At 59.9% G+C, this 25,643-nt stretch carries 19 protein-coding genes; 12 read left to right on the forward strand and 7 right to left on the reverse strand.

Annotated elements, in window-relative coordinates; translation table 11 throughout:
• Positions 1-53: 53 nt before the first annotated feature.
• Together kdpB and kdpA are read right to left on the reverse strand one after the other, a co-directional pair.
• Positions 54-2,111: a potassium-transporting ATPase subunit KdpB gene (gene kdpB / locus ACEUCR_RS15670; protein WP_052448079.1), complete on the reverse strand. Its 2,058-nt coding sequence runs from the start codon at positions 2,109-2,111 to the stop codon at positions 54-56.
• Positions 2,112-2,175: 64 nt separating this feature from the next.
• Positions 2,176-3,858, reverse strand: a complete 1,683-nt coding sequence (gene kdpA / locus ACEUCR_RS15675; RefSeq protein ID WP_392443753.1) for a potassium-transporting ATPase subunit KdpA — start codon at positions 3,856-3,858, stop codon at positions 2,176-2,178.
• Between the two features lie 491 nt (positions 3,859-4,349).
• On the opposite strand from kdpA, the gene ACEUCR_RS15680 reads away from it, so the two are divergent.
• From ACEUCR_RS15680 to ACEUCR_RS15700, 5 genes are all read left to right on the forward strand, one after another.
• Entirely contained in the window at positions 4,350-5,261 is a 912-nt protein-coding gene (locus tag ACEUCR_RS15680) for a LysR family transcriptional regulator (protein ID WP_408791334.1), read from the forward strand.
• A 125-nt stretch (positions 5,262-5,386) separates the two neighbouring features.
• On the forward strand, positions 5,387-5,734 hold the full coding sequence (locus tag ACEUCR_RS15685) for a RidA family protein (RefSeq protein WP_408791335.1): 348 nt from the start codon (positions 5,387-5,389) through the stop codon (positions 5,732-5,734).
• Between the two features lie 46 nt (positions 5,735-5,780).
• The gene (locus tag ACEUCR_RS15690; RefSeq protein WP_408791337.1) at positions 5,781-6,611 is read left to right on the forward strand and encodes a PhzF family phenazine biosynthesis protein; all 831 of its coding nucleotides are present in this window, start codon (positions 5,781-5,783) and stop codon (positions 6,609-6,611) included.
• A gap of 17 nt (positions 6,612-6,628) precedes the next feature.
• Complete coding sequence (locus tag ACEUCR_RS15695) at positions 6,629-7,111, forward strand: RidA family protein (protein ID WP_408791339.1); 483 nt, start codon at positions 6,629-6,631, stop codon at positions 7,109-7,111.
• A 57-nt stretch (positions 7,112-7,168) separates the two neighbouring features.
• Positions 7,169-8,104, forward strand: a complete 936-nt coding sequence (locus tag ACEUCR_RS15700) for a nucleoside recognition domain-containing protein (RefSeq protein WP_408791341.1) — start codon at positions 7,169-7,171, stop codon at positions 8,102-8,104.
• A 449-nt stretch (positions 8,105-8,553) separates the two neighbouring features.
• Here ACEUCR_RS15700 and gorA read toward each other — a convergent pair whose 3' ends face one another.
• Together gorA and ACEUCR_RS15710 are read right to left on the reverse strand one after the other, a co-directional pair.
• The gene (gene gorA / locus ACEUCR_RS15705) at positions 8,554-9,906 is read right to left on the reverse strand and encodes a glutathione-disulfide reductase (RefSeq protein ID WP_408791343.1); all 1,353 of its coding nucleotides are present in this window, start codon (positions 9,904-9,906) and stop codon (positions 8,554-8,556) included.
• A gap of 126 nt (positions 9,907-10,032) precedes the next feature.
• On the reverse strand, positions 10,033-12,000 hold the full coding sequence (locus ACEUCR_RS15710) for an ATP-binding protein (RefSeq protein ID WP_408791345.1): 1,968 nt from the start codon (positions 11,998-12,000) through the stop codon (positions 10,033-10,035).
• 204 nt (positions 12,001-12,204) lie between these two features.
• On the opposite strand from ACEUCR_RS15710, the gene prlC reads away from it, so the two are divergent.
• From prlC to ACEUCR_RS15725, 3 genes are all read left to right on the forward strand, one after another.
• Positions 12,205-14,247 carry an oligopeptidase A gene (gene prlC, locus ACEUCR_RS15715; RefSeq protein WP_111874408.1) on the forward strand — a complete coding sequence of 681 codons (2,043 nt, stop codon included), beginning with the start codon at positions 12,205-12,207 and terminating at the stop codon, positions 14,245-14,247.
• A gap of 203 nt (positions 14,248-14,450) precedes the next feature.
• Complete coding sequence (locus ACEUCR_RS15720; protein ID WP_408791347.1) at positions 14,451-16,997, forward strand: EAL domain-containing protein; 2,547 nt, start codon at positions 14,451-14,453, stop codon at positions 16,995-16,997.
• A 51-nt stretch (positions 16,998-17,048) separates the two neighbouring features.
• On the forward strand, positions 17,049-17,810 hold the full coding sequence (locus ACEUCR_RS15725) for a class I SAM-dependent methyltransferase (RefSeq protein WP_408791349.1): 762 nt from the start codon (positions 17,049-17,051) through the stop codon (positions 17,808-17,810).
• A 70-nt stretch (positions 17,811-17,880) separates the two neighbouring features.
• On the opposite strand, the gene ACEUCR_RS15730 is transcribed toward ACEUCR_RS15725, so the two are convergent.
• From ACEUCR_RS15730 to rhlB, 3 genes are read right to left on the reverse strand one after another with little or no spacing between them, the layout of a single operon-like run.
• A complete protein-coding gene (locus ACEUCR_RS15730) occupies positions 17,881-18,135 on the reverse strand; it encodes a Rho-binding antiterminator (RefSeq protein ID WP_408791350.1) in 255 nt (84 codons plus the stop codon).
• A gap of 26 nt (positions 18,136-18,161) precedes the next feature.
• Entirely contained in the window at positions 18,162-19,652 is a 1,491-nt protein-coding gene (gene gppA / locus ACEUCR_RS15735; RefSeq protein ID WP_042000293.1) for a guanosine-5'-triphosphate,3'-diphosphate diphosphatase, read from the reverse strand.
• On the reverse strand, positions 19,653-20,942 hold the full coding sequence (gene rhlB, locus ACEUCR_RS15740) for an ATP-dependent RNA helicase RhlB (protein ID WP_042000290.1): 1,290 nt from the start codon (positions 20,940-20,942) through the stop codon (positions 19,653-19,655).
• Positions 20,943-21,056: 114 nt separating this feature from the next.
• On the opposite strand from rhlB, the gene trxA reads away from it, so the two are divergent.
• From trxA to ubiD, 4 genes are all read left to right on the forward strand, one after another.
• Positions 21,057-21,383 carry a thioredoxin TrxA gene (gene trxA / locus ACEUCR_RS15745; protein WP_042000287.1) on the forward strand — a complete coding sequence of 109 codons (327 nt, stop codon included), beginning with the start codon at positions 21,057-21,059 and terminating at the stop codon, positions 21,381-21,383.
• Positions 21,384-21,593: 210 nt separating this feature from the next.
• Complete coding sequence (gene rho, locus ACEUCR_RS15750) at positions 21,594-22,859, forward strand: transcription termination factor Rho (RefSeq protein WP_042000284.1); 1,266 nt, start codon at positions 21,594-21,596, stop codon at positions 22,857-22,859.
• 212 nt (positions 22,860-23,071) lie between these two features.
• Positions 23,072-24,088 carry a hypothetical protein gene (locus tag ACEUCR_RS15755; protein ID WP_392443762.1) on the forward strand — a complete coding sequence of 339 codons (1,017 nt, stop codon included), beginning with the start codon at positions 23,072-23,074 and terminating at the stop codon, positions 24,086-24,088.
• Between the two features lie 32 nt (positions 24,089-24,120).
• On the forward strand, positions 24,121-25,614 hold the full coding sequence (gene ubiD / locus ACEUCR_RS15760) for a 4-hydroxy-3-polyprenylbenzoate decarboxylase (protein ID WP_408791398.1): 1,494 nt from the start codon (positions 24,121-24,123) through the stop codon (positions 25,612-25,614).
• Positions 25,615-25,643: the final 29 nt, after the last annotated feature.

Consider the following 25,643-nt stretch of genomic DNA (forward strand, 5'->3'; position numbering starts at 1 on the left):
GGGGGATCGGCTCTTTTTGGCGCCGAGCCAGCCCCTGCATCGACGCCATGGCGTCACACCAGGCCGAAGCCGGTGATGGCGAGGTCGATGAGCTTGATGCCGACAAAGGGCACCAGCAGGCCACCGACCCCGTAGACCAACAGGTTGCGGCGCAGCAGGCTGGCGGCCGTGCCCTTCACGTCCACCCCGCGCAGGGCCAGGGGTACCAGGGCCACTATGATGAGGGCGTTGAAGATGATGGCCGACAGTATGGCGCTCTGTGGGCTGGCGAGGTCCATCAGGTTGAGGGCATCGAGCTGGGGATAGGCCGCGACGAACAGGGCCGGCAGTATGGCGAAATACTTGGCCAGATCGTTGGCGATGGAGAAGGTGGTCAGGGCTCCCCGGGTCACCAGCAACTGCTTGCCCACCAGCACCACGTCCAGCAGCTTGGTGGGGTTGGAGTCCAGATCCACCAGGTTGCCCGCCTCCTTGGCGGCCTGGGTGCCTTCGTTCATGGCCAGGCCCACGTCCGCCTGGGCCAGGGCCGGGGCGTCGTTGGCGCCGTCACCGCACATGGCGACCAGGCGACCGTCCGCCTGCTCCTGGCGGATGTAGGCCAGCTTCTTCTCCGGGGTCGCCTCGGCGATGAAGTCATCCACCCCGGCCTCGGCGGCGATGGCGGCGGCGGTCAGCGGGTTGTCCCCGGTGATCATCACGGTGCGGATCCCCATGTGGCGCAGCACCTGGAAACGGGCCTTGATGCCGGGCTTGATGATGTCCTTGAGGTAGACAGCCCCCAGCAGCCGATCCTGGGTACAGACCAGCAGCGGGGTGCCGCCCTGGCGGGCTATCCTGTCCACCGCCTGGCGAATGGGTTCGGGCAGCCCCTTGCCGTCGAGGGCGAGATAGGCGAGCACCGCATCCACCGCCCCCTTGCGGTATTGATGACCGTTGCGGTTCAGGCCGCTCAGCCGGGTCTCGGCGCTGAAGGGGATCAGCTCATCGCTCTCCAGCTGGCTCGGCTGGATCAGGCTCTTGCCGGCCAGGGTCAGGATGGACTTGCCCTCTGGGGTATTGTCGCCCAGCGAGGCCAGCATGGCGGCCTGGGCCAGTATGGTCGGATCGACCCCGGGGGCCGGGATCAGCTCGTCCGCCATGCGGTTGCCGAAGGTGATGGTGCCTGTCTTGTCCAGCAGCAGGGTGCGCACGTCGCCGGCGGCCTCCACCGCACGGCCCGACTTGGCGATCACGTTGAGCTTGACCAGCCGGTCCATGCCGGCGATGCCGATGGCGGAGAGCAGGCCGCCTATGGTGGTCGGGATCAGGGTGATGAACAGCGCAATCAGATAGAGCCTGGGAACCTGGCTGCCGTTGTAGGTGAGAAACCAGGGCAGGGTGGCCACCACCAGCAGGAAGATCAGGGTCAGTCCCACCAGCAGGGCGTCCAGCGCCATCTCGTTGGGGGTCTTCTGACGCTTGGCCCCTTCCACCAGCGCTATCATCCTGTCCAGCGTGCTCTCCCCGGGATTGCTGGTCACCCGCACCCAAATCTCGTCGGAGACCACAGTGGTATTGCCGGTCACGCCGCTGCGGTCGGTGCCGGACTCGCGGATGACGGGGGCGGATTCCCCCGTGATGGCGGCTTCGTTGACCGAGGCGATGCCGGCGATCACCTCGCCGTCGGCGGGGATCATCTCGCCGCTGCGTACCAGCACCAGATCCCCCTTGCGCAGAAGGGTGGCTGGCACCCATTCCCCCTGATCGTCTCTGCTGTCGGCAACCCGGCGCGCCTTGAGCTGGCTCATGCCCGCCTTCAGGCTGTCGGCTCGTGCCTTGCCACGGCCTTCGGCCAGGGTCTCGGCGAAGTTGGCAAACCAGAGGGTCAGCCAGAGCCAGGCGGTCAGCTGCCAGGCCAGCGAAGGGGCGACCCCGGACAGGGGTTGGCCAAGAAGGGACTCGATGGTGGCCATCACAGCCGCCAGCCAGAGGGTAAACAGGATGGGGCTGCCGATCAGCGCCCTGGGATTGAAGCGGTAGAGGGCTTCCACCATGGCCTGCACTGTCTGCGAGGCCGGTTTCTTACCCTTCACCTTGTCGGTGTGGGTGGTCATCGAGATGGACTTGCTCATTGAAAAGCTCCCGGTATCAAAAGGTTGGCCATGGGCATCTGCAAGGTGATCGAGAGGGCGATCATCAGAAGCCCCCCTGAGTCAGGCTCAGCTGCTCGGCGATGGGACCCAGTGCCAGCGCAGGTAGGAAGGAGAGGCCCCCTATCAGCAGGACTGTGATGATCAGCAGGGTGATGAAGAGCGGGCCGCGGATCGGAAATGCGCTCTCTCCTGCGTCCAGGCGAGGCGCGCGGGCGAGCTGGCCGGCGATGGCGAGCACGGGGATGATGTAGCCGAAGCGGCCCAGCAGCATGGCCAGGGCGATGGCGATGCACTGCCAGTTGTCACCTGCGCCGAAGCCGGCGAAGGCGGAACCGTTGTTGCCCGCCGCCGAGGCATAGGCGTAGATCAGCCGGGACAGGCCGTGGGGCCCCTCGTGGCCGATCACGGCGTGCGAGCCGGGCAGCAGCAGGGTGAGACCACCGATCACCAATACCCCGACCGGCATGACCAGCATGCTGGCGACCACCCACTTCATCTCCGTGATGCCGAGCCGCTTGCCGAGATAAGTCGGGGTGCGCCCCACCATCAGGCCGCACAGGAACACGGTCAGCAGCACGAACAGCATCATGCCGTAGATGCCGGCGCCGACGCCGCCGAATACCACCTCGCCCAGCAGCATGTTGACCATGGCCACCATGCCCCCCAGCGGGGTGAAGCTGTCGTGCATGGCGTTGACCGAGCCGTTGGAGGCGGCCGTGGTCGCCACCGCCCAGATGCCGGACAGCACGGGGCCGAAGCGGCTCTCCTTGCCCTCCCAGTTGCCAGCCTGGTCGCTGAGCTGGGCCAGATTCGGGTCTGCCTTCAGCTCCTGACCGATGGTGACGGCGAGCCCCAGCACCAGCAGCAGTGTCATGGCCGCCAGGATGGCGCGGCCGTGGCCCGCATCCTTGACGTAACGACCCAGGGTGCAGACCAGGGCGGCGGGCAGCAGCAGCAGGGCCACCATCTCCAGCCAGTTGCTGAAGGCGGTCGGGTTCTCGAACGGATGGGCCGAGTTGACCCCGAAGAAGCCGCCGCCGTTGGAGCCGAGCTGTTTGATGGCGATCTGCGACGCGGCAGGGCCCAGCGGCAGCAGCTGATCCTGGCCTTCCAGGCCCTGGAACGGCAGGTAGGCAGACAGGCTCTGGGGCACCCCTTGCCATACCAGCAGCAAAGCCATCACCAGCGCCATGGGCAACAGCACATAGAGGCAGAATCGCACCAGGTCGCGCCAGAAGTTGCCGATGTGATGGGTCTGCTGGCGGGATAGGCCGCGAAACAGGGCGATGGCCACGGTCGCCCCCGTCCCGGCGGAGACGAAGTTCTGGGTGGTGAGTCCCACCATCTGGCTGAAATAGGAGAGGCTGGCCTCGCCGGAATAGGCCTGCCAGTTGGTGTTGGTCATGAAGCTGACCGCGGTGTTGAGGGCCAGTTGCCAGTTCAGCCCGGGCAGTTGCTGCGGGTTGAGGGGCAGCAGGCCCTGAGCCATCAGGATCAGAAACAGCAGGCCGAAGCCGGCGCCGTTGAAGGCCAGCAGGCTGAGGGCGTAGGACTTCCAGTCCTGCTCCCGACCATCGGTGCCGCAGCCGGCCAGGGTGGCGCGCTCAAGGGGAGCCAGCCAGCGGGTCTGCCCCTCAAACACCCGGTACAGGTAGTTGCCAAGCAGGGGCGCCGGCAGCAGCACCAGCAACACGAAGGCTGCCGGATAGAGGATTTCTTGCCACATGTCAGATCCCTCGCTCGTGGTCGCAGTGCATCAGTGCACGCATTGGATAGCCCGCGAGGCTCGGCTGCTCACAGGCCACCGGATGGATAATTACTTGCCGCATTTTCAGGTCCCTCACTCATGGGTGCGCGTGAGTGCGCGCAGCAGATAGCCCATCAGGGCGAGGACCAGCAGCAGATATAGCCAATTCATAACGACTCCGTTGAGGTAGTTAGCGTCGGGGATCGATGCAAATCCGTGTCGATCCCGAAGGTGTCATTGACGCTGAAAAGGGTATGTAAAACCGGCGTAAAGGCGCCATAAAGCGCCCGGGGACAGGCGTAAAATCGGCGTAAAGAACGACGGATTTGCGAGAGAAATGGCGAGGAGGACGACAGTCCCTAAGGTCTACTGGTCAAAAACAGGGGTGTTAAATTGTTAATTGTTAGAACATTAGCTGTTGCTGTATAACGTAGCTTGCGTTTACTTGACCGTAGGATCCCCTATTTATTATGAAAATAAACAGCCAACATATTGATGAAATTGTAGCCCTGCTAGCCGTTGCTGCTAACGGAAATTTTGCCGCAGCTGGAAAAGCAATTGGACGACATCCCACCATTATTTCTAAACGTATTGCGTCATTGGAGACCCGCCTGGGTGTTCGTCTGGTTGAACGCACGACACGCCAAGTTCACCTAACTGATACAGGCAAACGTCTCGCTGATAAATATAGGGTAGCGACTGACCTTATAGAGGAAGCACAAGAAGAAGCGACTGAAAATGCGAATAATCTGAGCGGGAGACTAAAACTGGCTTTTCCAGCCACTATGGGACGTTTGTGGTTAGCACCGAAAATTCCAGAATTCATGGTGAAGTATCCCAATCTAGAGCTAGATATTAACTATAGTGATAATTATGTTGATCTTATTGAAGGTGGATTTGATGCTGCTATTCGAATTGGGGATCTAACCGACAGTCGTCTCGTTGCACGTAAGCTGACCAGTCATAAACGAATTCTTGTTGCGTCACCTAATTATTTGCAACAGTATGGAACGCCTCTAGAGCCAGACCAACTACTTGAGCACAACTGTATCGGTAACCCGAGTCTTCAATCCTACCCAATATGGCGCCTTTCCGATGGACAGCAACTAGCTATGGTTCGTACCAACGGAACATTAGTCACTAACGATAGTATCGCCATGCTCGAAGCGGCACGGGCTGGCATTGGAATACTTGGTGCTGGAGAGTGGCTTGTTGCTCAAGACATACATACAGGGACCTTAGTGCAACTAATGCCGCAATGGCATTTTGATAGTGATGGAGGAATTTATCTGGTTCGAGCGTCGCGTCACTATGTATCAGCTCGAACGGACGCATTTGGTGAATGGATTTCACAGCTATTTCAGCCAGTACCATGGAAATAGTTAGTGCTACCTTTAAGTATGATTCATGCAAATGATGCATGAGTATTGTGCAAATTTAAGATATTGCCTCCCACAGTGCATGTTGACACAATCATCTCCAGAAGATAATCAAAGGAGATCTCAATATGCCACACCTTTCCCCAGCAATAAAATCAGGCTCATTACTGTTCTTATCCGGCCAGCTTGCGTTCGATAGCAGCGGCAAAATCCATGGTGATGTTGAAGAGCAGACAGCTTTAATTCTTGCTCATCAGTTTAAGGTCCTGGATAAATATAATTTGGGGCCGGAAAACGTCGTAAAAGCCAGTGTATGGATTACCGAACGAAATAATTTTCAAAAATTTGATGCCGCATTTGCCCGCGCATTTGGCGACCATTTGCCAACTCGCTCTACCGTTATCTCACAACTGGCTCTTGAAGATGCTTTGGTTGAAATAGACTTAGTGGCCTCCTTTGAACCGCTTACCCGTTGATATATTGGCATATCTTTGTAATTCCTTACTTTCGGAGAAAAATATTATGAATATTCAGCGCGTTGCTGCATTCTCAAACGGTTCAGAAGGGGGGAATCCCGCTGGCGTTGTTCTATGTGAATTGATGCCTGAGACCAAAACCATGCAAACATTGGCAGCAGAGATTGGTTATTCGGAAACTGTATTTGCAGCTCCTAACGATACAGGTTGGCGAGTTCGGTATTTTTCACCAAAAGTTGAAGTAGACTTTTGCGGTCATGCAACCATTGCGCTCGGCTCCGCTCTTGCGCGAGATTTTGGGCCTGGAACCTTTCACTTAACACTCAATCACGCGCAAATCAGTGTCGAAGGCTACTTCTCTGAGCAGGACTGGGGGGCTTCATTTATCTCTCCACCTACTCATAGCCGCCCAATTGGTAAGGAATTACTCGCTGAAGCCCTCGCTTTATTTGGCCTCAGTGAGACAGACCTTGATCTACGAATTCCACCTGCGATAGCTCATGGCGGTGGAGATCACTTGATCCTTGCCTTAAAAGACAGACAAACATTGCAAGCGATGCAGTATAACCAAGAAGATGGTCGTCATTTATCGCTTCGAGAAAAGCTGGTGACATTCAACCTGATTTACGCTGAGCAGAATCAAGTATTCCACTCACGAAATCCGTTTCCTGTAGGAGGAGTATTTGAAGACCCTGCAACTGGAGCGGCAGCAGCAGCACTTTCTGGATATCTCAGAGATATCACTTGGCCGCATCGGGGATCTATCGTGATTTATCAAGGGGAAGATATGGGTATACCTTCATGCTTAACCGCTGAGATCTCACCTCAAATTGGCTCTGGGATCAAAGTATCAGGCAGCGCACGATTGCTTAGCTGATCAAGTAATATTAACTAATGATTGAGAAGATTGGTATGGCAATATCACCAGAGAAAACACTTGAATTACTTAATTTTGTTTTACCTCCAGCTCCTAAACCGGCAGGTCAATATCAACCTGCTCGTTTAGTTGGAAATATGCTTTATTTATCTGGGCAAGGACCAAGAAGTGAAGGCGGGCAATTTACAACAGGAACTTTGGGTAACTATCTTACCGTTCAGGAAGGTTATTTGGCTGGGCGAAATGTGGGGTTGCAAATACTAGCCGTTGCTAAAGATGTATTAGGTGATTTATCACGTATTGATTCGGTCGTTAAATTATTTGGTATGGTCAATGCCAGCGATAACTTCGTTGATCATGCCAAAGTTGTTAACGGTTGCTCTGACTTACTGGTCGAAGTTTTAGGCGAAAAGGGCTGTCACACTCGCTCAGTTATGGGTGCGAATTCACTGCCTTTCAACATGATTCTCCAGGTAGATGCCATTTTCGCCATCAAATAAACACAACTTTAACAACCCCCTACTTTTAAGGCTAAAGGTATATTTTAGGAATCCAGCATGTCATTCATTGAAATTATTCTGTCTTCAGGTCGGTTCTCTGTTGATATCGCGCTCTATACTCTTCTCCCTGTTATGATAGTTATGCTGTGTATCATGAAAGTGCTGGAAACAAAGGGAATATTGGATATCATTGTTAAGAAACTGACTCCAATTGTTAAGCCATTTGGCTTAACAGGAATGAGCACCTTCGCCTTACTTCAGATGAACTTTATCAGTTTCGCGGCTCCACTTGCTACGCTGTCTATTATGCAAAGTCGAGGTGTATCAGACCGACACTTAGCCGCAACCTTGGCGATGCTATTAGCAATGGCTCAAGGCAATATTCTCTATCCAATGATCCCTTTAGGCCTCAACTGGACGGCGGCAATTGTCATTTCTATCATCGGTGGATTGTGTGCATCTTCATTGACTTGGTATTTCTCAGGACGAAATTTATCAGATAAAGACAGCCATTCTTCAGACCAAGAATTAAATGACAGTTCGCCCCATAGTAGTTTAATAAAGGTGATTAATGATGCCGGCATTGACGCAATTAGATTAGCTGTAGGTGCTATTCCAATGCTAACTTTGTCAATTGCTATTGTCGGTATCCTCAAAGCCGCTGGAGCCGTTACAGCTCTAGAGCAAACATTATTGCCTCTGTTGAACGCCGTCGATATATCTTCCATGTTTGTTATGCCCACTCTGGCAAAATACCTAGGTGGAGGGACTGCTTATTTAGGTGTTGCGACCGATTTGATTCAACAAGGCAATATGTCCGCTACGCAGATAAATACCTCCGCCGGATTTTTGGTTAATACATTCGACTTGCCGGGTGTAGGTATATTCTTGGGTTTAAGCTATCGTTTTGTACGACTATTTAAATATGCAATGCCAGGAATATTATTAGGGGTCTTGGTGAGAGCATTACTTCACTTTTTAATTTTCAACTGATTAAAAAACAATATCCTATAACGTTACGTTGCATCGATCACCTGTTAACAATTCATCTTCATACAACCTTCTTTTTCGGCATCGAACAACGACTCTTGATCTTCTCCACCGCCAGAAATTGCCTACCATTCACCATCTCCTGTTCAGCAAGCAATCAGGAAGACGTGTTCTGGTATTTCAATTTTATATGGGAATACCAGTACCTGAAATGGTGCTCTCGTTGAATTGGAGCCATTATTGTTACGCTTCAACAGATATTACAACCATTAGGAAAAGTCAGACAATTCTCAGCTTAAATTCTTCACGGTTTTGTTGCGCAAACTTGGAATGGGGCATAAACGTGTTAGAAGAGGCAGTGTATCGATGAGTCGATAAATGAAGGCCAGAGAACGAGGCTCTGGCCAATCAGTTTTTCTACAGTACGAACGTGTGTAGGTGGGTTTTCTACATTAACCCCTCATAGTAACGAACTCTTCTGCACTGGTGGGATGAATGGCCACGCAGTTGTCAAAATCTGCCTTGGTGGCGCCCATCTTCATGGCGACGCCGAAGCCCTGCAGGATTTCGTCCATGGCAAAGCCGATGCCGTGCAGGCCGACCACTTTCTCGTCCGGGCCGACGCAGACCAGTTTCATCCGGGTGGGCTGGCGATGCTGGGTCAGGGCCGAGTACATGGCGGTGAACTGGCTGCGGTAGACCTTCACCTGCGCCTCGCCATATTCGGCGATGGCTTCCGGTTCGGTCAGGCCTATGGTGCCGATGGGGGGATGGCTGAACACCACGGTCGGCACCAGATCGTAGTTGAGGTGCTCGCTCGGCTTGTTGTTGAACAGCCGCTCCGAGAGGCGACGGCCTGCCGCGACGGCCACCGGGGTGAGCTGGATGCGGCCGGTGTTGTCACCCACCGCATAGAGGTTGGCGACGGCGGTGTTCTGGAACTTGTCGGTCGGAATATAGCCCTTCTCGTCCAGGGTGATGCCGGTGGCGGCCAGGTTGAGGCCGTCGGTGGCGGGGGCGCGGCCAATGGCCCAGATCAGGCAGTCCACCGTGAGGTGGCGGCCATCTTCCAGTTGCAGGGTCAGGCTGTCGTCGGCGTTCTTGACCACGGCCTTGGGGATGGCGTGGTTGTGCAGCCTGGGCCCTTCGGCGGCCATGATCTCCACCAGTGTCTCCTGGATCATGGGGTCGAAGCTGCGCAGGGGGCCCTGCTTGCGCACCACCAGGTGGGTTTCCGAACCGAGGGCCTGCATCACCCCGGCGATCTCGACCGCGATATAGCCGGCGCCGACCACGGCGACCCGTTTGGGCTGGCTCTCCAGGGCAAAGAAGCCGTCGGAGTCGATGCCGTATTCGGCCCCCGGGATGGCAGGCACCTCGGGGCGGCCGCCGGTGGCGATCAGTATGTGATCGGCACTGTATTGCTCGCCATTCACCTCGACGGTGTGGCTGTCGACAAAGCGGGCGAAGCCCCGGATGACGGTGATGCCGTTCTTGCCCAGCACATTTTCGTAGGACTGGTGGATGCGACCTATATAGGCCTGACGAGACTCCACCAGCCTGGCCCAGCTGAAGTGGTTGAGGGTGGTGTCGAAGCCGTAGTCGGGTCCGTATCTGAGGGCATCGGCGATCTGGCCGGCATACCACATGGCCTTCTTGGGGACACAGCCGACGTTGACGCAGGTTCCCCCCAGATCTTTGGCTTCAATCAGGGCAACTTTTTTGCCGTGCATGGCGGCGCGATTGGCGGAGGCGATGCCGCCACTGCCGCCGCCGATGGCGATATAGTCGAAATGCTGTGCCATTGGGTTGGCTCTCCACTGGTTGAGGGTGCAATACCCGATGATGGGGACAAAAGGGTCGGCTCACAAGCGCCAGTGTCCGGCAGCGGGGTCATGGGCGCGCCCTGAACCGTGCCGGGAGGAGCCGATTCACCCCTCCTGCATGGGCACGCGAATGTGGAACTGGGCGCCATGGCCGGGTTCGCTGCTGCAATGGATGCGTCCGCGCAGCAGCTGCACCACCAGGTTGTAGATGATGTGGGTGCCGAGCCCGCTGCCTCCGTGGCCTCGCTTGGAGGTGACGAAGGGATCGAAGATGCGCGGCAGTATGTGGGGAGGGATGCCCCGGCCATTGTCGGCATAGTCGATGACCAGATCCTCCCCCTGGCGCTCGACCCGGATGCTGATCTTCTTGGGTCTGTCCCACTCGTCGAAGCCGTGATGGATGGAGTTGAGGATCAGGTTGGAATAGATCTGGGTGAAGCTGCCAGGGAAGGAGAAGAGGCTGAGCTTGGGATCGCACTGGATATCCAGTTCGCACTGGGCCTTCTTGAGCTTGTGACCGAGGGAGACCACCACCTGATGCAGGTTTTCGGCGACGTTGAAGCTGTAGCGGGCCTCGGAGGATTGATCGACCGCCACCTGCTTGAAGCTGGCGATGAGCTCGGATGCGCGGCGCAGATTGCCCTGCAGCAGCTGCATGGACTCGTCGAGATTGACCGTGAATTCATTGAGATAGGAGCGGGAGAGCTGCTTGGCCTCCAGGTGCTGCCTGAAGTCGGCGACCTGCTCTTGCAGATAGGAAGAGGCGGTGACGCTGATGCCGATGGGGGTGTTGATCTCGTGGGCGACCCCGGCGACCAGGGAACCCAGCGACGCCATCTTTTCCGACTCCACCAGGGTCTGCTGGGCCTGCTTCAGGTCGTGATAGGCCTTGCCCAGCTGATCGTTGGCCTCGCTCAGGCTGCGGGTGCGCTCCTGCACCTTGCCTTCGAGCTGTTCGCTGAATTCGGTGATCTCCCGCTCTATCCGCTTGAGGCGGGTGATGTCATAGCCAAAGCCAATCAGATACTTGAGGTTCTCCCCCTCGTAGAAGGGGGCGAAGGTCCACTGCAGGGTGAGCTCGCCGCCGTCCTGATCGAACATGGTCAGCTCTTCATCCTCTATCTTCTCCTGGCGCGCGATCCTGGCCTGAATGGGGTCGCGCTGCGCCTCCTCCACGAACAGAGACAGCCAGTTGCGCCCCTGGATCTCCTGCTGGTGATAGCCGGTGAGCAGGACGGCGGCCGGGTTGACGCTGGCGATGGTGAGGTCGGGCTCCAGGCAGCAGATGATCATGTTGGCCGAGTTGATCAGGGTGGCGGAGAAGTCGCGCTCCTGTTGCAGCTGCTCGGCGGAACGATGGCGGGCCATGAACTCGTCCTGCAGCCGGCTGCGCATCTCGTTGAGGGTGGCAACCAGGGCATCCAGTTCATCGGGTCTCTTGCGGGGCAGCGTGCGCCCCTCCAGGGTGAGGGGCACGTCCAGCCGCTCCAGGTTGAAGTGCTGGGCGTAGTGGGCGATGCGGTGCAGGTGGCGCACCACCAGATAGTAGATGATGGTCAGTATGCAGAAGGAGACCACCAGGGTCTTGATGGTCTGGCTGATCAGGATGAGGACGGACTTCTCTATCAGGCGTTGATACACCTGCTCCAGCGACGCGGCCACGAACAGCTTGCCGACCATCTCCCCCTGATAGCTCAGCTTGAACTCGCGGGAGATGTCGTACCTGTCCCGCTCCACCCCCTGGGTCAGCAGGGGCACCTCGGCACTGCCCAGCAGCTCCTTGACCATGACGAACTGCATGTTGGGCAGGTTCATGATGCCCTCTATCTGCACCTTGACCTGTTCCTCGTCCAGGTTCCACAGGCTGGCGGAGATGGGTTGCAGGAAGGAGGCTTCGATCTGGCCGATGCTGCCCTCGATGAGGGCCACATCCTTGCGGTAGTCCCAGACCAGTTGCAGCGCCGTGATGATGAGGGCCAGGGCCGTGCTGCAGATGAGAATGTAGGAGAGCAGACGATAGGAGAGGCCGTTGAAGCCTGTGGCCTTTGCGGTCCTGATGACGAGTCCTGACATGGCGTCCTTGCGGTCTGGATGGGAAGGGCATCAGTTTAACCGCTTCACTCACCGCTGTCGTGGGGGTTTGCCGCAAGCTGTGGCTGAGTCGAGAGTGTTGCAGGCAAAGGCTTGATTAATGCGCCCGGAGCCTACATCTTAGGTGGTCCAAGCAAAATGATAAGGCTTCTGGACAGCAGGGGCTGAGAAATGAGGTACGACAGGATGAATAACCCTTTGCTGACAATGGACTCCTTGCCGCTTTTCAGCCGCATTCAGCCTGAACATGTCCAGCCTGCCGTGGCGCAGGCCATCGCCGACAGCAAGCAGAAGATCCAGGATGTGCTGGCCCAGAGCGGCCCCCATACCTGGGACAGCCTGATCGCCCCGCTGGAAGAGGCCAACGACAGGCTGGCCCGCATCTGGTCACCGGTCAGCCATCTCAACGCCGTGCAGAACAGCGAGGCGCTGCGCGCCGCCCATGATGCCTGCCTGCCGCTGCTGTCGGAATTCCAGACCTATGTCGGCCAGCATGAGGGCTTGTATGAAGCCTATTGCGAGCTGGCCCAGAGCGATGACTTCCCCCGTCTCGGCGCCGCCCAGCGCAAGGAGATAGAAAACACCTTGCGGGATTTCCGCCTGTCCGGCATAGGCCTGGCGGCGGAGCAGAAGCAGCGTTATGGCGAGATCCAGGCTCGTCTCTCCGAGCTGGCGTCCCGCTTCAGCAACAATGTGCTGGATGCGACCATGGGCTGGAGCAAGCTGGTGACCGACGAGGCCGAGCTGGCCGGTCTGCCCGCGAGCGCCCAGGCGGCCGCCCGCCAGATGGCCGAGCAGAAGGGCAAGGAGGGATGGCTGTTCACCCTGGACATCCCCTCCTACCTGCCGGTGATGATGTATGCCGACAACCGGGCGCTGCGCGAGGAGCTTTACGGCGCCTACTGCACCCGCGCCTCGGATCAGGGTCCGAACGCCGGCAAGTGGGACAACTCCGCCATCATGACCGAGCTGCTCACCCTGCGCCGGGAGCTGGCCCAACTGCTGGGCTTCGCCAACTACGCCGAGTTGTCGCTGGCCACCAAGATGGCGGAGAAACCGCAGCAGGTGGTGGGCTTTCTCACCGACCTGGCCGAGCGCTCCCTGCCCCAGGGCAAGGCCGAGCTGGCGGAGATCCGTGCCTTTGCCGCCGAGCAATATGGCCAGAGCGAGCTGGCCGCCTGGGATCTCCCTTACTACGCCGAGAAGCTCAAACAGCACAAGTTCTCCATCTCCGACGAGCAGCTGCGTCCCTACTTCCCGGCGGGCAAGGTGGTCAACGGCCTGTTCGAGGTGGTGCGCCGGGTGTTCGGCATGAAGGTGCGCGAGCGCTACGGCATCGAGACCTGGCACCCGGACGTGCGTTTCTTCGATATCTTCGATGGTGAAGACGAGCTGCGCGGCAGCTTCTATCTCGACCTCTATGCCCGCGAGCACAAGCAGGGCGGGGCCTGGATGGATGTCTGCCTCGGTCGTCGCTACCGCCAGGATGGCTCCCTGCAAAACCCGGTGGCCTATCTCACCTGCAACTTCAACGGCCCTGTGGATGGCAAGCCCGCCCTGTTCACCCACAACGAGGTGGTGACCCTGTTCCACGAGTTCGGCCATGGCATTCATCACATGCTGACCCAGATCGATGTGGCCGGCGTGGCGGGAATCAACGGTGTGGCCTGGGATGCGGTGGAGCTGCCGAGCCAGTTCCTGGAAAATTGGTGCTGGGAGTCCGAGGCGCTGGCCTTCATCTCCAGCCACCATGAGACGGGAGAGCCGCTGCCGGCGGATCTGCTGGAGAAGATGCTGACCGCCCGCAACTTCCAGGCGGCGATGCAGATGCTGCGTCAGCTGGAGTTCGCCCTGTTCGATTTCCGCCTGCACCAGGAGTTCGATCCGGCCAACCCCGGGCAGATCCCGGCACTGCTGGATGAGGTGCGCAGCCAGGTCGCGGTGTTGAGCCCACCTGCGTTCAACCGCTTCCAGCACAGCTTCACCCACATCTTCGCCGGCGGCTACGGGGCGGGCTACTACAGCTACAAGTGGGCCGAGGTGCTCTCCGCCGATGCCTTCTCCCGCTTTGAAGAGGAGGGGATCTTCAACCAGGCCACAGGCCAATCCTTCCTGAAGCACATTCTGGAGAAGGGGGGCTCGAAAGAACCCATGGAGCTGTTTCGCGCCTTCCGGGGCCGGGAACCCAAGGTGGACGCCCTGTTGCGCCACAGCGGGATTGCGGCCTGATGCGGCCGCCCTTCGGGCTCGGGAGTGTCAAGCAGGTACACTTTGGTGCCATAGCGGGATCTCTGCCTGATTTTTGCGAGAAAAAGGGACCATTGGTCCCTTTTTTCACGTAATTTGAAGGCCTTGCCTCGCGCCCATTTGCACTGATCTGCGTGCTTGAGTAGAGTCGCAGTCCATACCCACAGGAGAGAATGCATCTTGCCATGAGGCGAGCACTCACGTCTGTCTATCGGATCATGTCAAACCTGTCCCACGCCAGTGGGCTGGGGTACTTTGACAGCTTCGTCACAGAGCTCGCGGCGGCGGTTGATGCCGATGTGGTGCTGGTGGCAGGGCGGGATCCGGTCACTGCCTCGTTCGAGCTGCATTCCGCCTTCCCGGCGACCCTGGGCATCCAGGGCTCGCGAGTGCCCATCGCCGCCACCCCGGGGGAGATAGTGCTGCAGCAGGGAGAGGCCTGGTTCTGCGATCGCCTGCCCCAGCTGTTCCCCCAGGCGCCCCTGTTCATTGCCCATCGGGTCCGTGGCTATGCCGGCATTGCCCTGCGGGATGCCCAGGGGCAGACCATCGGCATCTGCAGCCTCTGGTTTCGCCAGGGGATGGACAGCATGGACAGGGTGATGAGCGTGCTGCGCCTGCTGGCGCCGCTGGCGGGCCGCGAGCTGGCGCTGAGCCTGAGCCGGACAGACGTTCCTGCCAAGCTGCCTCTGCCCGCCATGGACAGCATGCTGGCCCACGCCCCGGTGGGCATCGGCAAGCTGGATCTGCAGGGGCGCCTGCTGTGGGCCAACCCGGCCATCGAGAAGATGCTGGGTTACCGCGAGGAGGAGCTGCTGCATCGGACGGCCGCCGAGTTGCACCATCCCAAGGACTGGCTGCGCAGCCTGGCCTGCTATGGCGAGCTGGTACGCGGCGAACGCAGCGTGGTGACCCTGGAGAAGCGCTATCGCCACAAGCTGGGCCATGAGCTGTGGGGCAGGGTGACGGTGACCCTGGTGCGCAACGAACGTCACGAGCCCGATCACCTGATGCTGCTGCTGGAGAACATAGACGATGCCCGGCGCCACGCCGAGCAGCTCAAGCTCTCCCACCGGGTCTATGACAACCTGTCCGAAGCCATCCTGGTGTGCGACGCCGACAGCCGCATCATCTCGGTCAACCCGGCCTTCGAGCGCATCACCGGCTACAGCAGCGAGGAGGCGTGCGGCCTGACCCCCAGCATCCTCAAGTCCGGTCTGCACGACAAGGCCTTCTATGCCGACATGTACCATACCCTCTCCCGGGTCGGCATCTGGCGTGGCGAGGTGTGGAACAAGCGCAAGAACGGCAAGCTCTACCCCCAGCAGCTGATGATCAGCGCCCTGCGCGAAGGGGGAAAAATCACCCAATACATCGCCATCTCCAGCGATATCTCCCAGACCAAGCTCGCCGAGCAGAAGATTGCGACCCAGGCGAACTACGACAACCTCACCGGCCTGCCGAACCGCTGGCTGTTTGGTCGCAGCCTGACCCGCTTTTGCGAGCGGGGCGAGCGCTTCGCGCTCATGGTGCTGGACCTCAACAACTTCAAGGCGGTCAACAACAGCATGGATCACCATGTGGGCGATGCCCTGCTGCGGGAGGTGTCGGATCGATTGGTGAGCCGGGTGCGGACCGAGGATCTGGTGGCCCGCATCGGCGGCGACGAGTTCGCCTTCCTGGTGCCCGGCATCGTCAGCCGTCGTCAGGCGGAGGTGTTTGCCAAGCAGGTGCAGGGCAGCTTCGCCCGCCCCTTCATGCTGGCCAATCAGCAGCTCTACATCACGGCCACGGTCGGCGTCACCCTCTGTCCCGCCGATGGCAGCGAGAGCGACGAGCTGCTGCGCAACGCCGAGCAGGCGCTGTTTGCCGCCAAGCGGCTCGGCCGCCCCCTGGAGAGCTACTGCGCCTCCATGCGCGAAGAGGTGCGCCAGCGCCATCAGATGCAGCAGGATTTGGCGGAGGCGATCAAGCAGGAGCAGCTGACCATGGCCTATCAGCCCATCTGGGACAACCGCAGCGGGCGGGTCGCCAAGCTGGAGGCCCTGGTGCGCTGGTATCATCCCCACTGGGGTCAGGTCTCGCCGGCCGATTTCATTCCCCTGGCGGAGGAGGCGGGCCTGATCCAGAGCCTGGGGGCCCTGGTGCTGTGGCAGTCGTGCCGGGATCTCGCCCGCTTGCAGCAAAGCGGCTTTCCCGAGCTGCAGATGTCCATCAACCGCTCCACCCTGGAGTTCCAGACCATAGATCCCCAGGCCTCGGAGTGGCTGAGGGTGATAGAGCATTTCGGTCTGGAGCCGAGCGACATCATCATAGAGATCACCGAATCCCTGCTGATGGAGAGCAGCGACCAGCACCGGATCCGTATCGAGTCCCTGCGTGAGGCAGGCTGCAAGCTGGCCATCGACGACTTCGGCACCGGCTACTCGGCACTCACCTACCTGCGTACCTTCCCGGTGGATCTGGTCAAGATAGACCGCAGCTTCGTGCGTCACATCCCCTTCAACGAGCAGGACAGGCTGCTGCTGGACGGCATCATCAACATAGTGCACAACCTCGGCATGCAGGTGGTGATCGAGGGGGTGGAGACCCGGGAGCAGCTCAGCTTCCTCTGCCAGAAGGGATGCGCCTTCACCCAGGGCTATTTGCTCAGCCGGCCGCTGGCCTTCGAGGATCTGGTGGCCTATCTGGAGGTCAACCGGGCAGGCATGAGCCTGCCCATCGTGAGCTGATCTCCGGCTTCTGTTATCATGGCCGCCCTGTTCGTTGCCGTGAGTCCATCCATGTTTCCTATTCAGGTGTCCTGTGAAGCCCCCGCCCGCGATGGCGAGCTCGATGCCCTGCGCCAGCGCCTCGCCGACGTGGCGTTTCCCTCCCCCTTTGCCCTGGTGCTGACCGAGTCGCGGCTGGAGCTGCGCAAGCTGGATGAGGCCAAGCTGGGGGCCGTCTATGTCGATTTCGTGGAAGGAGCCGTGGCCCACAGACGCAAGTTCGGTGGCGGCCGGGGCCAATCCATCGCCAAGGCAGTCGGCCTCAAGGCCGGGGCCAATCCGACCGTGGTGGATGCCACCGCCGGGCTGGGGCGAGACGCCTTTGTGCTGGCGTCGCTGGGCTGCAAGGTGACCCTGATCGAGCGCAGCCCCGTGGTGGCGGCCCTGCTGGCGGATGGCCTGGCGCGCGCGGCCCAGGATCCCGACATAGGCCCCTGGGTGAGGGAGCGGATGCAGCTGATCCAGGGGCCTGCCACCGAGCAGCTGCTGGCCCTGGCCGAGCGGCCCGAGGTGGTGTACCTGGATCCCATGTTCCCCCACAAGCAGAAGTCGGCGCTGGTGAAAAAAGAGATGAGGGTGTTCCAGTCCCTGGTGGGGCCGGATCTCGACGCGGATACCCTGTTGCCTGCGGCGCTCGAGATGGCGCAACGGCGGGTGGTGGTGAAGCGGCCTGCCTACGCGGGCTGGCTCAACGAGCACAAACCCAGCATGGCCATCGAGACCAAGAACAACCGCTTCGACGTCTATGTGATGGCGGCCCTGGCGGGGAGCTGAGTACGGCGGGTGCCGACGGCATACAAAAAAGGAGGGCCAACATCATGTTGGCCCTCCTTAGTCGTGGGGGTCAGGGGACGGCGGGGAAGCGTATCTGCCTCGCTTCCCCCTGCCAGACGAGATCCAGGGTCGCCAGATCGGCGAGGCTGAGGCGCTCGCCGCTTTCCAGCAGCAGATACTCGACACCGTCTCTGGCCTCTATGGTGCGGATCCTGTCCGCCCACGCCCGCCCATCCCGGTTGGTGAGGGTGACCGTCGGCTGCCAGCGGGCGGCGATCTCGAGCCAGTCGTAGAGGTCACAGTTGATGGGTTGGTAATCCGTCATGGTCTGCTTGCTCGAGGGGGTCGGGTTCAGGCTTCCAGCAGCCGGGTGGGCCAGCCCATCTTCTGCTGGCGCTCCACCTCGAGGCGCAGCTCGCTGGCCCGCAGATAGTGTTCTTCCATCCACCCCCTGGGCAGGGTGAGGGTGAGGGCATCCTCGTCCGCCTGCAGGGTGAAGCCGGGCACTGTGCCCTGGGTGCGGCGCATGCAGAGGATCAGGGAGATGCGCAGGATGCGGGCCAGCCGGATCGCCTGGCGACCGGTGACGGCGCCTTGCCGCTCCAGCGGCTCCAGCTTGAATTCATCCCGCTGGTTGAACAGCAGGGCGGACAACAGCTTCTTCTGCGCCGGGGTGAAACCCGGCATGTCGATGTTGTCTATGATGTAGGCGGCGTGTTGCGGCGCCTTCTTGTACTCGATGCACAGCCCTATCTCGTGCAGCAGGGCCGCATAGCGCAGTATGGGGCGGCCGTAGCGCTTGGAGAGACGCCAGGCCGGTTGCAGCTGGTTGAAGGCCTGGATGGCGGTGTCGCGCACCCGCTCTGCATGCTCTTTATCCAGCTGGTAGCGGTTGATCAGGCTGTCGGCGGTTCTGTCCCGGGCATCGCAGTCGTGATTGTTGCCGAGCAGGCCGTAGATCAGCCCTTCCCGCAGGGCGCCACCCGCCAGGGTCATGCTCTCGACCCCCAGTGTCTCGAAGATGGCGATCAGGATGGCGAGGCCGGAGGGGAACACGGTGAGCCGCTCGGCCGCCAGTCCCTCCAGTTGCAGCCGATCCAGCCTGCCACAGGCGATGGCCTGACCCATCAGCTCCTGCAATTTGGGCAGGGTGACCCGCTCGCTCTTCCCTTGCGCCAGCATGATCTCCTGTAGCGCCTGGACGGTGCCGGAGGCGCCGACACAGGTACGCCAGCCGAGGGCGCGATAATCCTCCGCCACCTTCTCCAGCACCGCCTTGGCGGCGGCAATGGCCTGCTGGAAACGGGTCTCGGAGAGCTCGCCGTCACCGAAGTGGTTGTTGAGCCAGGTGACGCAGCCCATGTGCAGGCTGTTGAGCAGTTTCGCTTCGCTGTGCTCGCCTATCACCAGCTCGGTGCTGGCGCCGCCGATGTCGATCACCAGCCGGTTGCCTTCCCCGGCCGAGGTCCAGGAGACCCCCTCGTAGATGGTCTTGGCCTCTTCCTCGCCCGAGATGATCTCGATGCTGTGATTGAGCACCCGTTCCGCTTCGCTGATGAATTCGTCGACGTTGGTGGCCAGGCGCAGGGTGGCGGTGCCCACCACCCGGATATTGTCGGCGGGGATGTCCTGCAACTGTTCGGCAAACAGCCGCAGGCAGTCCCAACCCCGGGCCATGGCGGTCTGGCTCAGGCGAAATTCCGGATCCAGACCGGCGGCGAGGCGGACCTTGCGCTTGACCTTGGTGACGGTACGCAGAGCACCGGCGACCTCGCGCACCACCAGCATGTGAAAGCTGTTGGAGCCGAGGTCGATGGCGGCGTAGAGCGGCGAGTTGTGCATTTAGTTCTTGCGGGGCGGACGACGACGGCTGTTGCTGTTGCCACCACCCTGGCGATCCCGCATGTTGCGGTTCACCGGCTGACGGTTGCGATGGATGCGCTTGGGCGCAGTCACGTCATCGAGCAGGGCATCTCTGTCATACTTGCTGACCGGGATGGCGTGGTGGATGTACTCCTCGATGGCCGGCAGGTTGAAGGCATAGTCTTCACAGGCCAGGCTGATGGAGTGACCGCTCTTGCCGGCGCGGCCGGTACGACCGATGCGGTGCACATAGTCTTCGGCATCGTCGGGCAGGTCGTAGTTGAAGACGTGGGTCACGTCCGGGATATGCAGACCACGGGCGGCCACGTCGGTGGCGACCAGGATGTCTAGCTTGCCCTTGGTGAAGTCGTCCAGGATCTTCATCCGCTTCTTCTGGGGCACGTCACCGGTCAGCAGACCGGCGCGGTGGCCGTCATTCTCCAGCCAGGCCTGCACGTCTTCGCACACATGCTTGGTGTTGGCGAAGACGATGGCTTTCTCCGGCCACTCCTCTTCCATCAGGGAGAGCAGCAGCAGCATCTTGTCTTCGTTGGAGGGGTAGAACAGCTCCTCCTTGATGCGCACGCCCGTCATCTGCTCCGGCTCCACCTGTACATGTTCCGGGTGGTTCATGTGCTCGTAGGCCAGCTCCTGCACCCGCAGGGAGAGGGTGGCGGAGAACAGCATGTTCAGCCGCTCGGTGGCTTCCGGCATGCGGCGGAACAGGAAACGTATGTCCTTGATGAAGCCGAGATCGAACATGCGATCCGCTTCGTCCAGCACCACCACCTGGATGTTGCCCAGATCGATGACGTTGGACTTGAAATAATCGATGATGCGGCCCGTGGTGCCGATCAGGATGTCGACACCCTGTTCCAGCACGGCCAGCTGCTTGTCATACCCTTCGCCACCATAGGCGAGGCCGAGCTTGAGCCCGGTGGAGGCTGACATGGTGTCGGCGTCGTTGTAGATCTGGACCGCCAGTTCCCGGGTCGGTGCCATGATGATGGCGCGGGGCTGGTTGACCAGGCGCGGCTTGGTCAGGGGGTGGGTCAGCAGATAGTTGAATGTCGCGGCCAGAAAGGCAATGGTCTTGCCGGTACCCGTCTGGGCCTGTCCGGCGAGGTCGTGACCTTCAACCAGCAGGGGCAGAGACAGTGCCTGGATGGGCGTGCAATAGTGAAATCCCTTTGCTTCCAGACCAGCCAGAACTTCGGGTTCGAGGCCCATTTGGGCGAATTTATCGGTCGTTAAGTGTGTTTTGCTCATGGCGGTAGGTTATCAGGTTAGGCTTGCAATAATAAACAGGATCATTTCAAATAGGGCAACTATTGCCTTTGTTGACGTCTCAATTAAGGGCTTATTGACTGACTGGAGTTGGATATGAGTGACAAGATTGTTCAGCTGAGCGATGTCAGCTTCGAGACCGATGTGATTAAAGCAAGTGGCCCCGTTCTGGTCGATTTTTGGGCAGAATGGTGCGGTCCCTGCAAGATGATTGCCCCGATCCTGGATGAAATCTCTCAAGAATATGAAGGTCGCGTAACCGTGGCCAAACTGAACATCGACCACAATGCCGAGACCGCCCCCAAGTACGGCATCCGTGGTATTCCGACCCTGCTGCTGTTCAAGAACGGCGAAGTGGCAGCCACCAAGGTCGGCGCCCTGTCCAAGACTCAGCTCAAAGAGTTTCTGGACGGCAACCTGTAATTATCAAGTAAGGAGCGCATTGCAATAATGCGCTCCTTGTGTTTTATCACCTAGACGCTCATCCCGATTGGTGCTAGTTTATCGCTCGTTTGCTAACCTTTTTGCCTGACTCCTTGCTTCACAACAGCCTGGCAAATTCAATCCTACTCGGCATCAATCCAGCAGACTGTCTCGTCCCCATTCAATCCTTGCTTACAGACTTTCACCACTATGAATCTGACTGAATTAAAGAACACTCCTGTGTCTGAGCTGGTCAAGCTCGGCGAAACCATGGGGTTGGAAAATCTGGCTCGGGCCCACAAGAAAGACATTATTTTCGCGATCCTCAAGGCGCACGCCAAGGGTGGCGAGGATATCTTTGGCGACGGTGTGCTGGAAATCCTGACCGATGGCTTCGGCTTCCTGCGCAGTGCAGACGGTTCCTACCTGGCCGGCCCGGATGACATCTATGTCTCCCCCAGCCAGATCCGCCGTTTCAACCTGCGTACCGGCGATACCATCTCCGGCAAGATCCGGCCGCCAAAAGAGGGTGAACGCTACTTTGCCCTGCTCAAGGTCAACGACGTCAACTACGACCGTCCGGAAAACTCCCGCAACAAGATCCTGTTCGAAAACCTGACCCCTCTGCACGCCAACGAGCGTCTGCGCATGGAGCGCGGCAACGGTTCGACCGAAGACATCACGGCACGTGTGCTGGATCTGGCGTCCCCCATCGGCAAGGGTCAGCGTGGCCTGATCGTGGCACCGCCCAAGGCCGGTAAGACCATGCTGCTGCAGAACATCGCCCAGAGCATCGCCTACAACCATCCGGATTGTGAACTGATCGTCCTGCTGATCGACGAGCGCCCGGAAGAAGTGACCGAGATGCAGCGCATGGTGAGGGGAGAGGTGATCGCCTCCACCTTCGACGAGCCTGCCTCCCGTCACGTCCAGGTCGCCGAGATGGTGATCGAGAAGGCCAAGCGCCTGGTCGAGCACAAGAAGGACGTGGTGATCCTGCTGGACTCCATCACCCGTCTGGCGCGCGCCTACAACACCGTCATCCCTTCATCCGGCAAGGTGCTGACCGGCGGTGTGGATGCCAACGCCCTGCACAGGCCCAAGCGCTTCTTCGGCGCGGCCCGTAACGTCGAGGAAGGCGGCAGCCTGACCATCATTGCGACCGCGCTGGTCGACACCGGCTCCAAGATGGATGAAGTCATCTACGAAGAGTTCAAGGGTACCGGCAACATGGAACTGCACCTCTCGCGCAAGATTGCCGAGAAACGCGTCTATCCGGCCATCGACATCACCCGCTCCGGCACCCGCAAGGAAGAGCTGCTGACCGCACCGGACGAGCTGCAGAAGATGTGGATCCTGCGCAAGATCATTCACCCCATGGGCGAGATCGACAGCATCGAGTTCCTCATCGACAAGCTGGCAGCCACCAAGACCAACGACGAGTTCTTCGACTCCATGCGTCGTCAGCAGAAATAAGCGCTGTTCGAGTCATGTATAAACCGCGGCCCCTGGTCGCGGTTTTTGTTTATCGGCGCCACTGTGCCCAGAATGGGAGCCGGATATGTCCGCCGACTGGCCTGCCTGGTGGCGATCTTGGCCAGAAGATGCCGCAATCTGTACGGGATCGCGGTTTTTGCTTGAGAATTTGCCTTAGTATGAGGCTTCGATGTCACATGGATGGAGACGTCATGAGAGGAGTGATGTGGTTACTGCTGGCCGGCCTGCTGGCAGGGGAGGCCGCCCTGGCCGTTCCCCCTGCCAAGGCGCCGCCCATCAAGAGCGCCCTGGTGGCCGACGAGGGGGTGGGGGAGAGCAGGCATTTTCTGCTCGAGCAGCTCAAGGCGGGTCGGTTCGATGCCGTGGATACCCTGCTCGCTTCCCTGAGCGTGGGGCAGCGGGAGTATCTTATCTATCAGCTGATGGGGGATCTGCGCCACATTCCGGCGACGGCGGCACTGCAATCCTGGGTGCAGGCCCAGTCTGGCAAGGCACCCCAGTGGCTGGTCGAAGGGGAGGTGGATGGCTTCCTGATGCAGTTGCCCGCCTATGACTTTCCGGCCGAGGCGCGAATGTTGCTGACCCACTGGCAACAGCAGAACTGGCAGGCCCAGTATCGCCGTGAGCTGAGCCAGGGCCATTTCGACTGGAAGCAGGTCTATAACAGTCGCAACCCGGACTTGCCCCAGCAGCAGCAGGCCTTGCTGCAGGCATTGACCCAGCTGCCCACCAGCCTGCTGCACCAGCAGGCGCGAGTGCTGGGTCAGCTGAACATCTTCCTGCCGGACAACCGCCTGCTGACCCAGCTGCTGCTGCGCACCGGGGAGCCGGCGCTGTATCGCATGCTGTGGCGTCAACCGGTGGACGATGACAGCCTGAGGGCGCTCAAGGCGCTGCCTTCCCTGCTGAAGGGGGAGGCGGCAAGCGACCTGCTTATCGGTGCGACCAAGAACCCCAAGCTGAAACGGCCGGCCCTCAAGGCCTTGAGCCAGCTCTCCCCCCTGCCCGTCAAGGCCCAGGACTTCCTGCTGGCCGAGCTGGGCAACAGCCAGTACGGCAGCCTGGTCGCCAGCCTGCTGCTCGAGGTGGATGAGCCCAGGCTGCTGGTGCGTCTGGCCGACGAGATGACGCGGATGGAGCGGCGACCGAACATCTCCCTGTTGCTGGCACCCGATTCGGGTACAACCGGTGCCGTACCGGGGTTATAATGCCCCACCTCCTGAACACAGTCGGTACCCGCATGAAATACAAGGACTTGCGTGATTTTATCGCGCAGCTCGAACGGCAAGGACAACTCAAGCGCATCAGCCAGGAGATAGACCCCTATCTGGAGATGACGGAGATCAGCGATCGCACCCTGCGTGCCGGTGGTCCGGCTCTGCTGTTCGAGAATCCCAAGGGTTACGCCATGCCCGTGCTGACCAACCTGTTCGGCACCCCGGATCGGGTCGCCATGGGCATGGGTCAGCAGGATGTAGGCGCCCTGCGCCAGGTCGGCACCTGGCTCTCCTACCTCAAGGAGCCCGAGCCCCCTCGGGGTCTCAAGGAGCTGATGGAGAAGCTGCCCATCTTCAAACAGGTGCTCAACATGCCGACCAAGCGGGTCTCGTCGCCCCCTTGCCAGCAGGTGGTGATGAGCGGGGAGGAGGTGGATCTCGACCAACTGCCGATCCAGCACTGCTGGCCCGGCGACGTGGCCCCCCTGGTGACCTGGGGTCTGACCATCACCCGTGGTCCCTACAAGAAGCGCCAGAACCTCGGCATCTACCGTCAGCAGAAGATCGGCAGGAACAAGCTGATCATGCGCTGGCTGGATCACAGGGGCGGGGCCATCGATTTTCGCGAGTGGCAGGAGGCCCACCCGGGTGAGCGTTTCCCCGTGGCGGTGGCGCTCGGCGCCGATCCGGCGACCATACTCGGCGCCGTGACCCCGGTGCCTGACTCGCTCTCCGAGTATGCCTTCGCCGGCCTGCTGCGGGGCAGCCGCACCGAAGTAGCCAAGGCCCTGAGCTGCGATCTCGAGGTGCCCGCCAGCGCCGAGATCGTGCTGGAAGGGTACCTTGAGCCGGGTGAGATGGCGCCGGAAGGGCCCTATGGCGACCACACCGGCTACTACAACGAGGTGGACGAGTTCCCGGTGTTCACCATCACCCATATCAGCATGCGTCGCGATGCCATCTACCACAGTACCTACACGGGCCGCCCGCCCGATGAGCCGGCCGTGCTGGGCGTGGCGCTCAACGAGGTATTCGTCCCCATACTGCAAAAGCAGTTCCCGGAGATAGTGGACTTCTATCTGCCGCCGGAGGGTTGCTCCTACCGGATGGCGGTGGTGACCATCAAGAAGCGCTATCCTGGGCACGCCAAGCGGGTGATGCTGGGGGTCTGGTCCTTCCTGCGCCAGTTCATGTACACCAAGTTCGTGATCGTCTGCGACGATGACATCGATGCCCGTAACTGGCAGGATGTGATCTGGGCCATCACAACCCGCATGGATCCCGCGCGGGATACCACCCTGATCGAACACACCCCCATCGACTATCTCGACTTCGCCTCGCCTGTGTCGGGGCTGGGCTCCAAGATGGGGATGGATGCCACCAACAAGTGGCCGGGGGAGAGCAACCGTGAGTGGGGCCAACCCATAGTCCAGGACGAGGCGGTCAAGCAGAAGATTGACGCCATCTGGGCTGAATTGAATATTCTCGACGCCGCGACCCCAGGGTCCCGGGTCTGAATCACTGAACGGAGCGGGCCGGTTGGCCC

It is taken from the genome of Aeromonas bivalvium (assembly GCF_046078285.1).
In the GTDB taxonomy this organism is placed as follows: Bacteria; Pseudomonadota; Gammaproteobacteria; order Enterobacterales; family Aeromonadaceae; genus Aeromonas; species Aeromonas bivalvium.

Excerpts from the sequence above, each read along its gene's own strand:
- kdpB (WP_052448079.1), bottom strand. The coding sequence starts at position 2,111 with ATGAGCAAGTCCATCTCGATGACCACCCACACCGACAAGGTGAAGGGT.
- kdpA (WP_392443753.1), bottom strand. The coding sequence starts at position 3,858 with ATGTGGCAAGAAATCCTCTATCCGGCAGCCTTCGTGTTGCTGGTGCTG.
- ACEUCR_RS15680 (WP_408791334.1), top strand. The coding sequence starts at position 4,350 with ATGAAAATAAACAGCCAACATATTGATGAAATTGTAGCCCTGCTAGCC.
- ACEUCR_RS15685 (WP_408791335.1), top strand. The coding sequence starts at position 5,387 with ATGCCACACCTTTCCCCAGCAATAAAATCAGGCTCATTACTGTTCTTA.
- ACEUCR_RS15690 (WP_408791337.1), top strand. The coding sequence starts at position 5,781 with ATGAATATTCAGCGCGTTGCTGCATTCTCAAACGGTTCAGAAGGGGGG.
- ACEUCR_RS15695 (WP_408791339.1), top strand. The coding sequence starts at position 6,629 with ATGATTGAGAAGATTGGTATGGCAATATCACCAGAGAAAACACTTGAA.
- ACEUCR_RS15700 (WP_408791341.1), top strand. The coding sequence starts at position 7,169 with ATGTCATTCATTGAAATTATTCTGTCTTCAGGTCGGTTCTCTGTTGAT.
- gorA (WP_408791343.1), bottom strand. The coding sequence starts at position 9,906 with ATGGCACAGCATTTCGACTATATCGCCATCGGCGGCGGCAGTGGCGGC.
- ACEUCR_RS15710 (WP_408791345.1), bottom strand. The coding sequence starts at position 12,000 with ATGTCAGGACTCGTCATCAGGACCGCAAAGGCCACAGGCTTCAACGGC.
- prlC (WP_111874408.1), top strand. The coding sequence starts at position 12,205 with ATGAATAACCCTTTGCTGACAATGGACTCCTTGCCGCTTTTCAGCCGC.
- ACEUCR_RS15720 (WP_408791347.1), top strand. The coding sequence starts at position 14,451 with ATGAGGCGAGCACTCACGTCTGTCTATCGGATCATGTCAAACCTGTCC.
- ACEUCR_RS15725 (WP_408791349.1), top strand. The coding sequence starts at position 17,049 with ATGTTTCCTATTCAGGTGTCCTGTGAAGCCCCCGCCCGCGATGGCGAG.
- ACEUCR_RS15730 (WP_408791350.1), bottom strand. The coding sequence starts at position 18,135 with ATGACGGATTACCAACCCATCAACTGTGACCTCTACGACTGGCTCGAG.
- gppA (WP_042000293.1), bottom strand. The coding sequence starts at position 19,652 with ATGCACAACTCGCCGCTCTACGCCGCCATCGACCTCGGCTCCAACAGC.
- rhlB (WP_042000290.1), bottom strand. The coding sequence starts at position 20,942 with ATGAGCAAAACACACTTAACGACCGATAAATTCGCCCAAATGGGCCTC.
- trxA (WP_042000287.1), top strand. The coding sequence starts at position 21,057 with ATGAGTGACAAGATTGTTCAGCTGAGCGATGTCAGCTTCGAGACCGAT.
- rho (WP_042000284.1), top strand. The coding sequence starts at position 21,594 with ATGAATCTGACTGAATTAAAGAACACTCCTGTGTCTGAGCTGGTCAAG.
- ACEUCR_RS15755 (WP_392443762.1), top strand. The coding sequence starts at position 23,072 with ATGAGAGGAGTGATGTGGTTACTGCTGGCCGGCCTGCTGGCAGGGGAG.
- ubiD (WP_408791398.1), top strand. The coding sequence starts at position 24,121 with ATGAAATACAAGGACTTGCGTGATTTTATCGCGCAGCTCGAACGGCAA.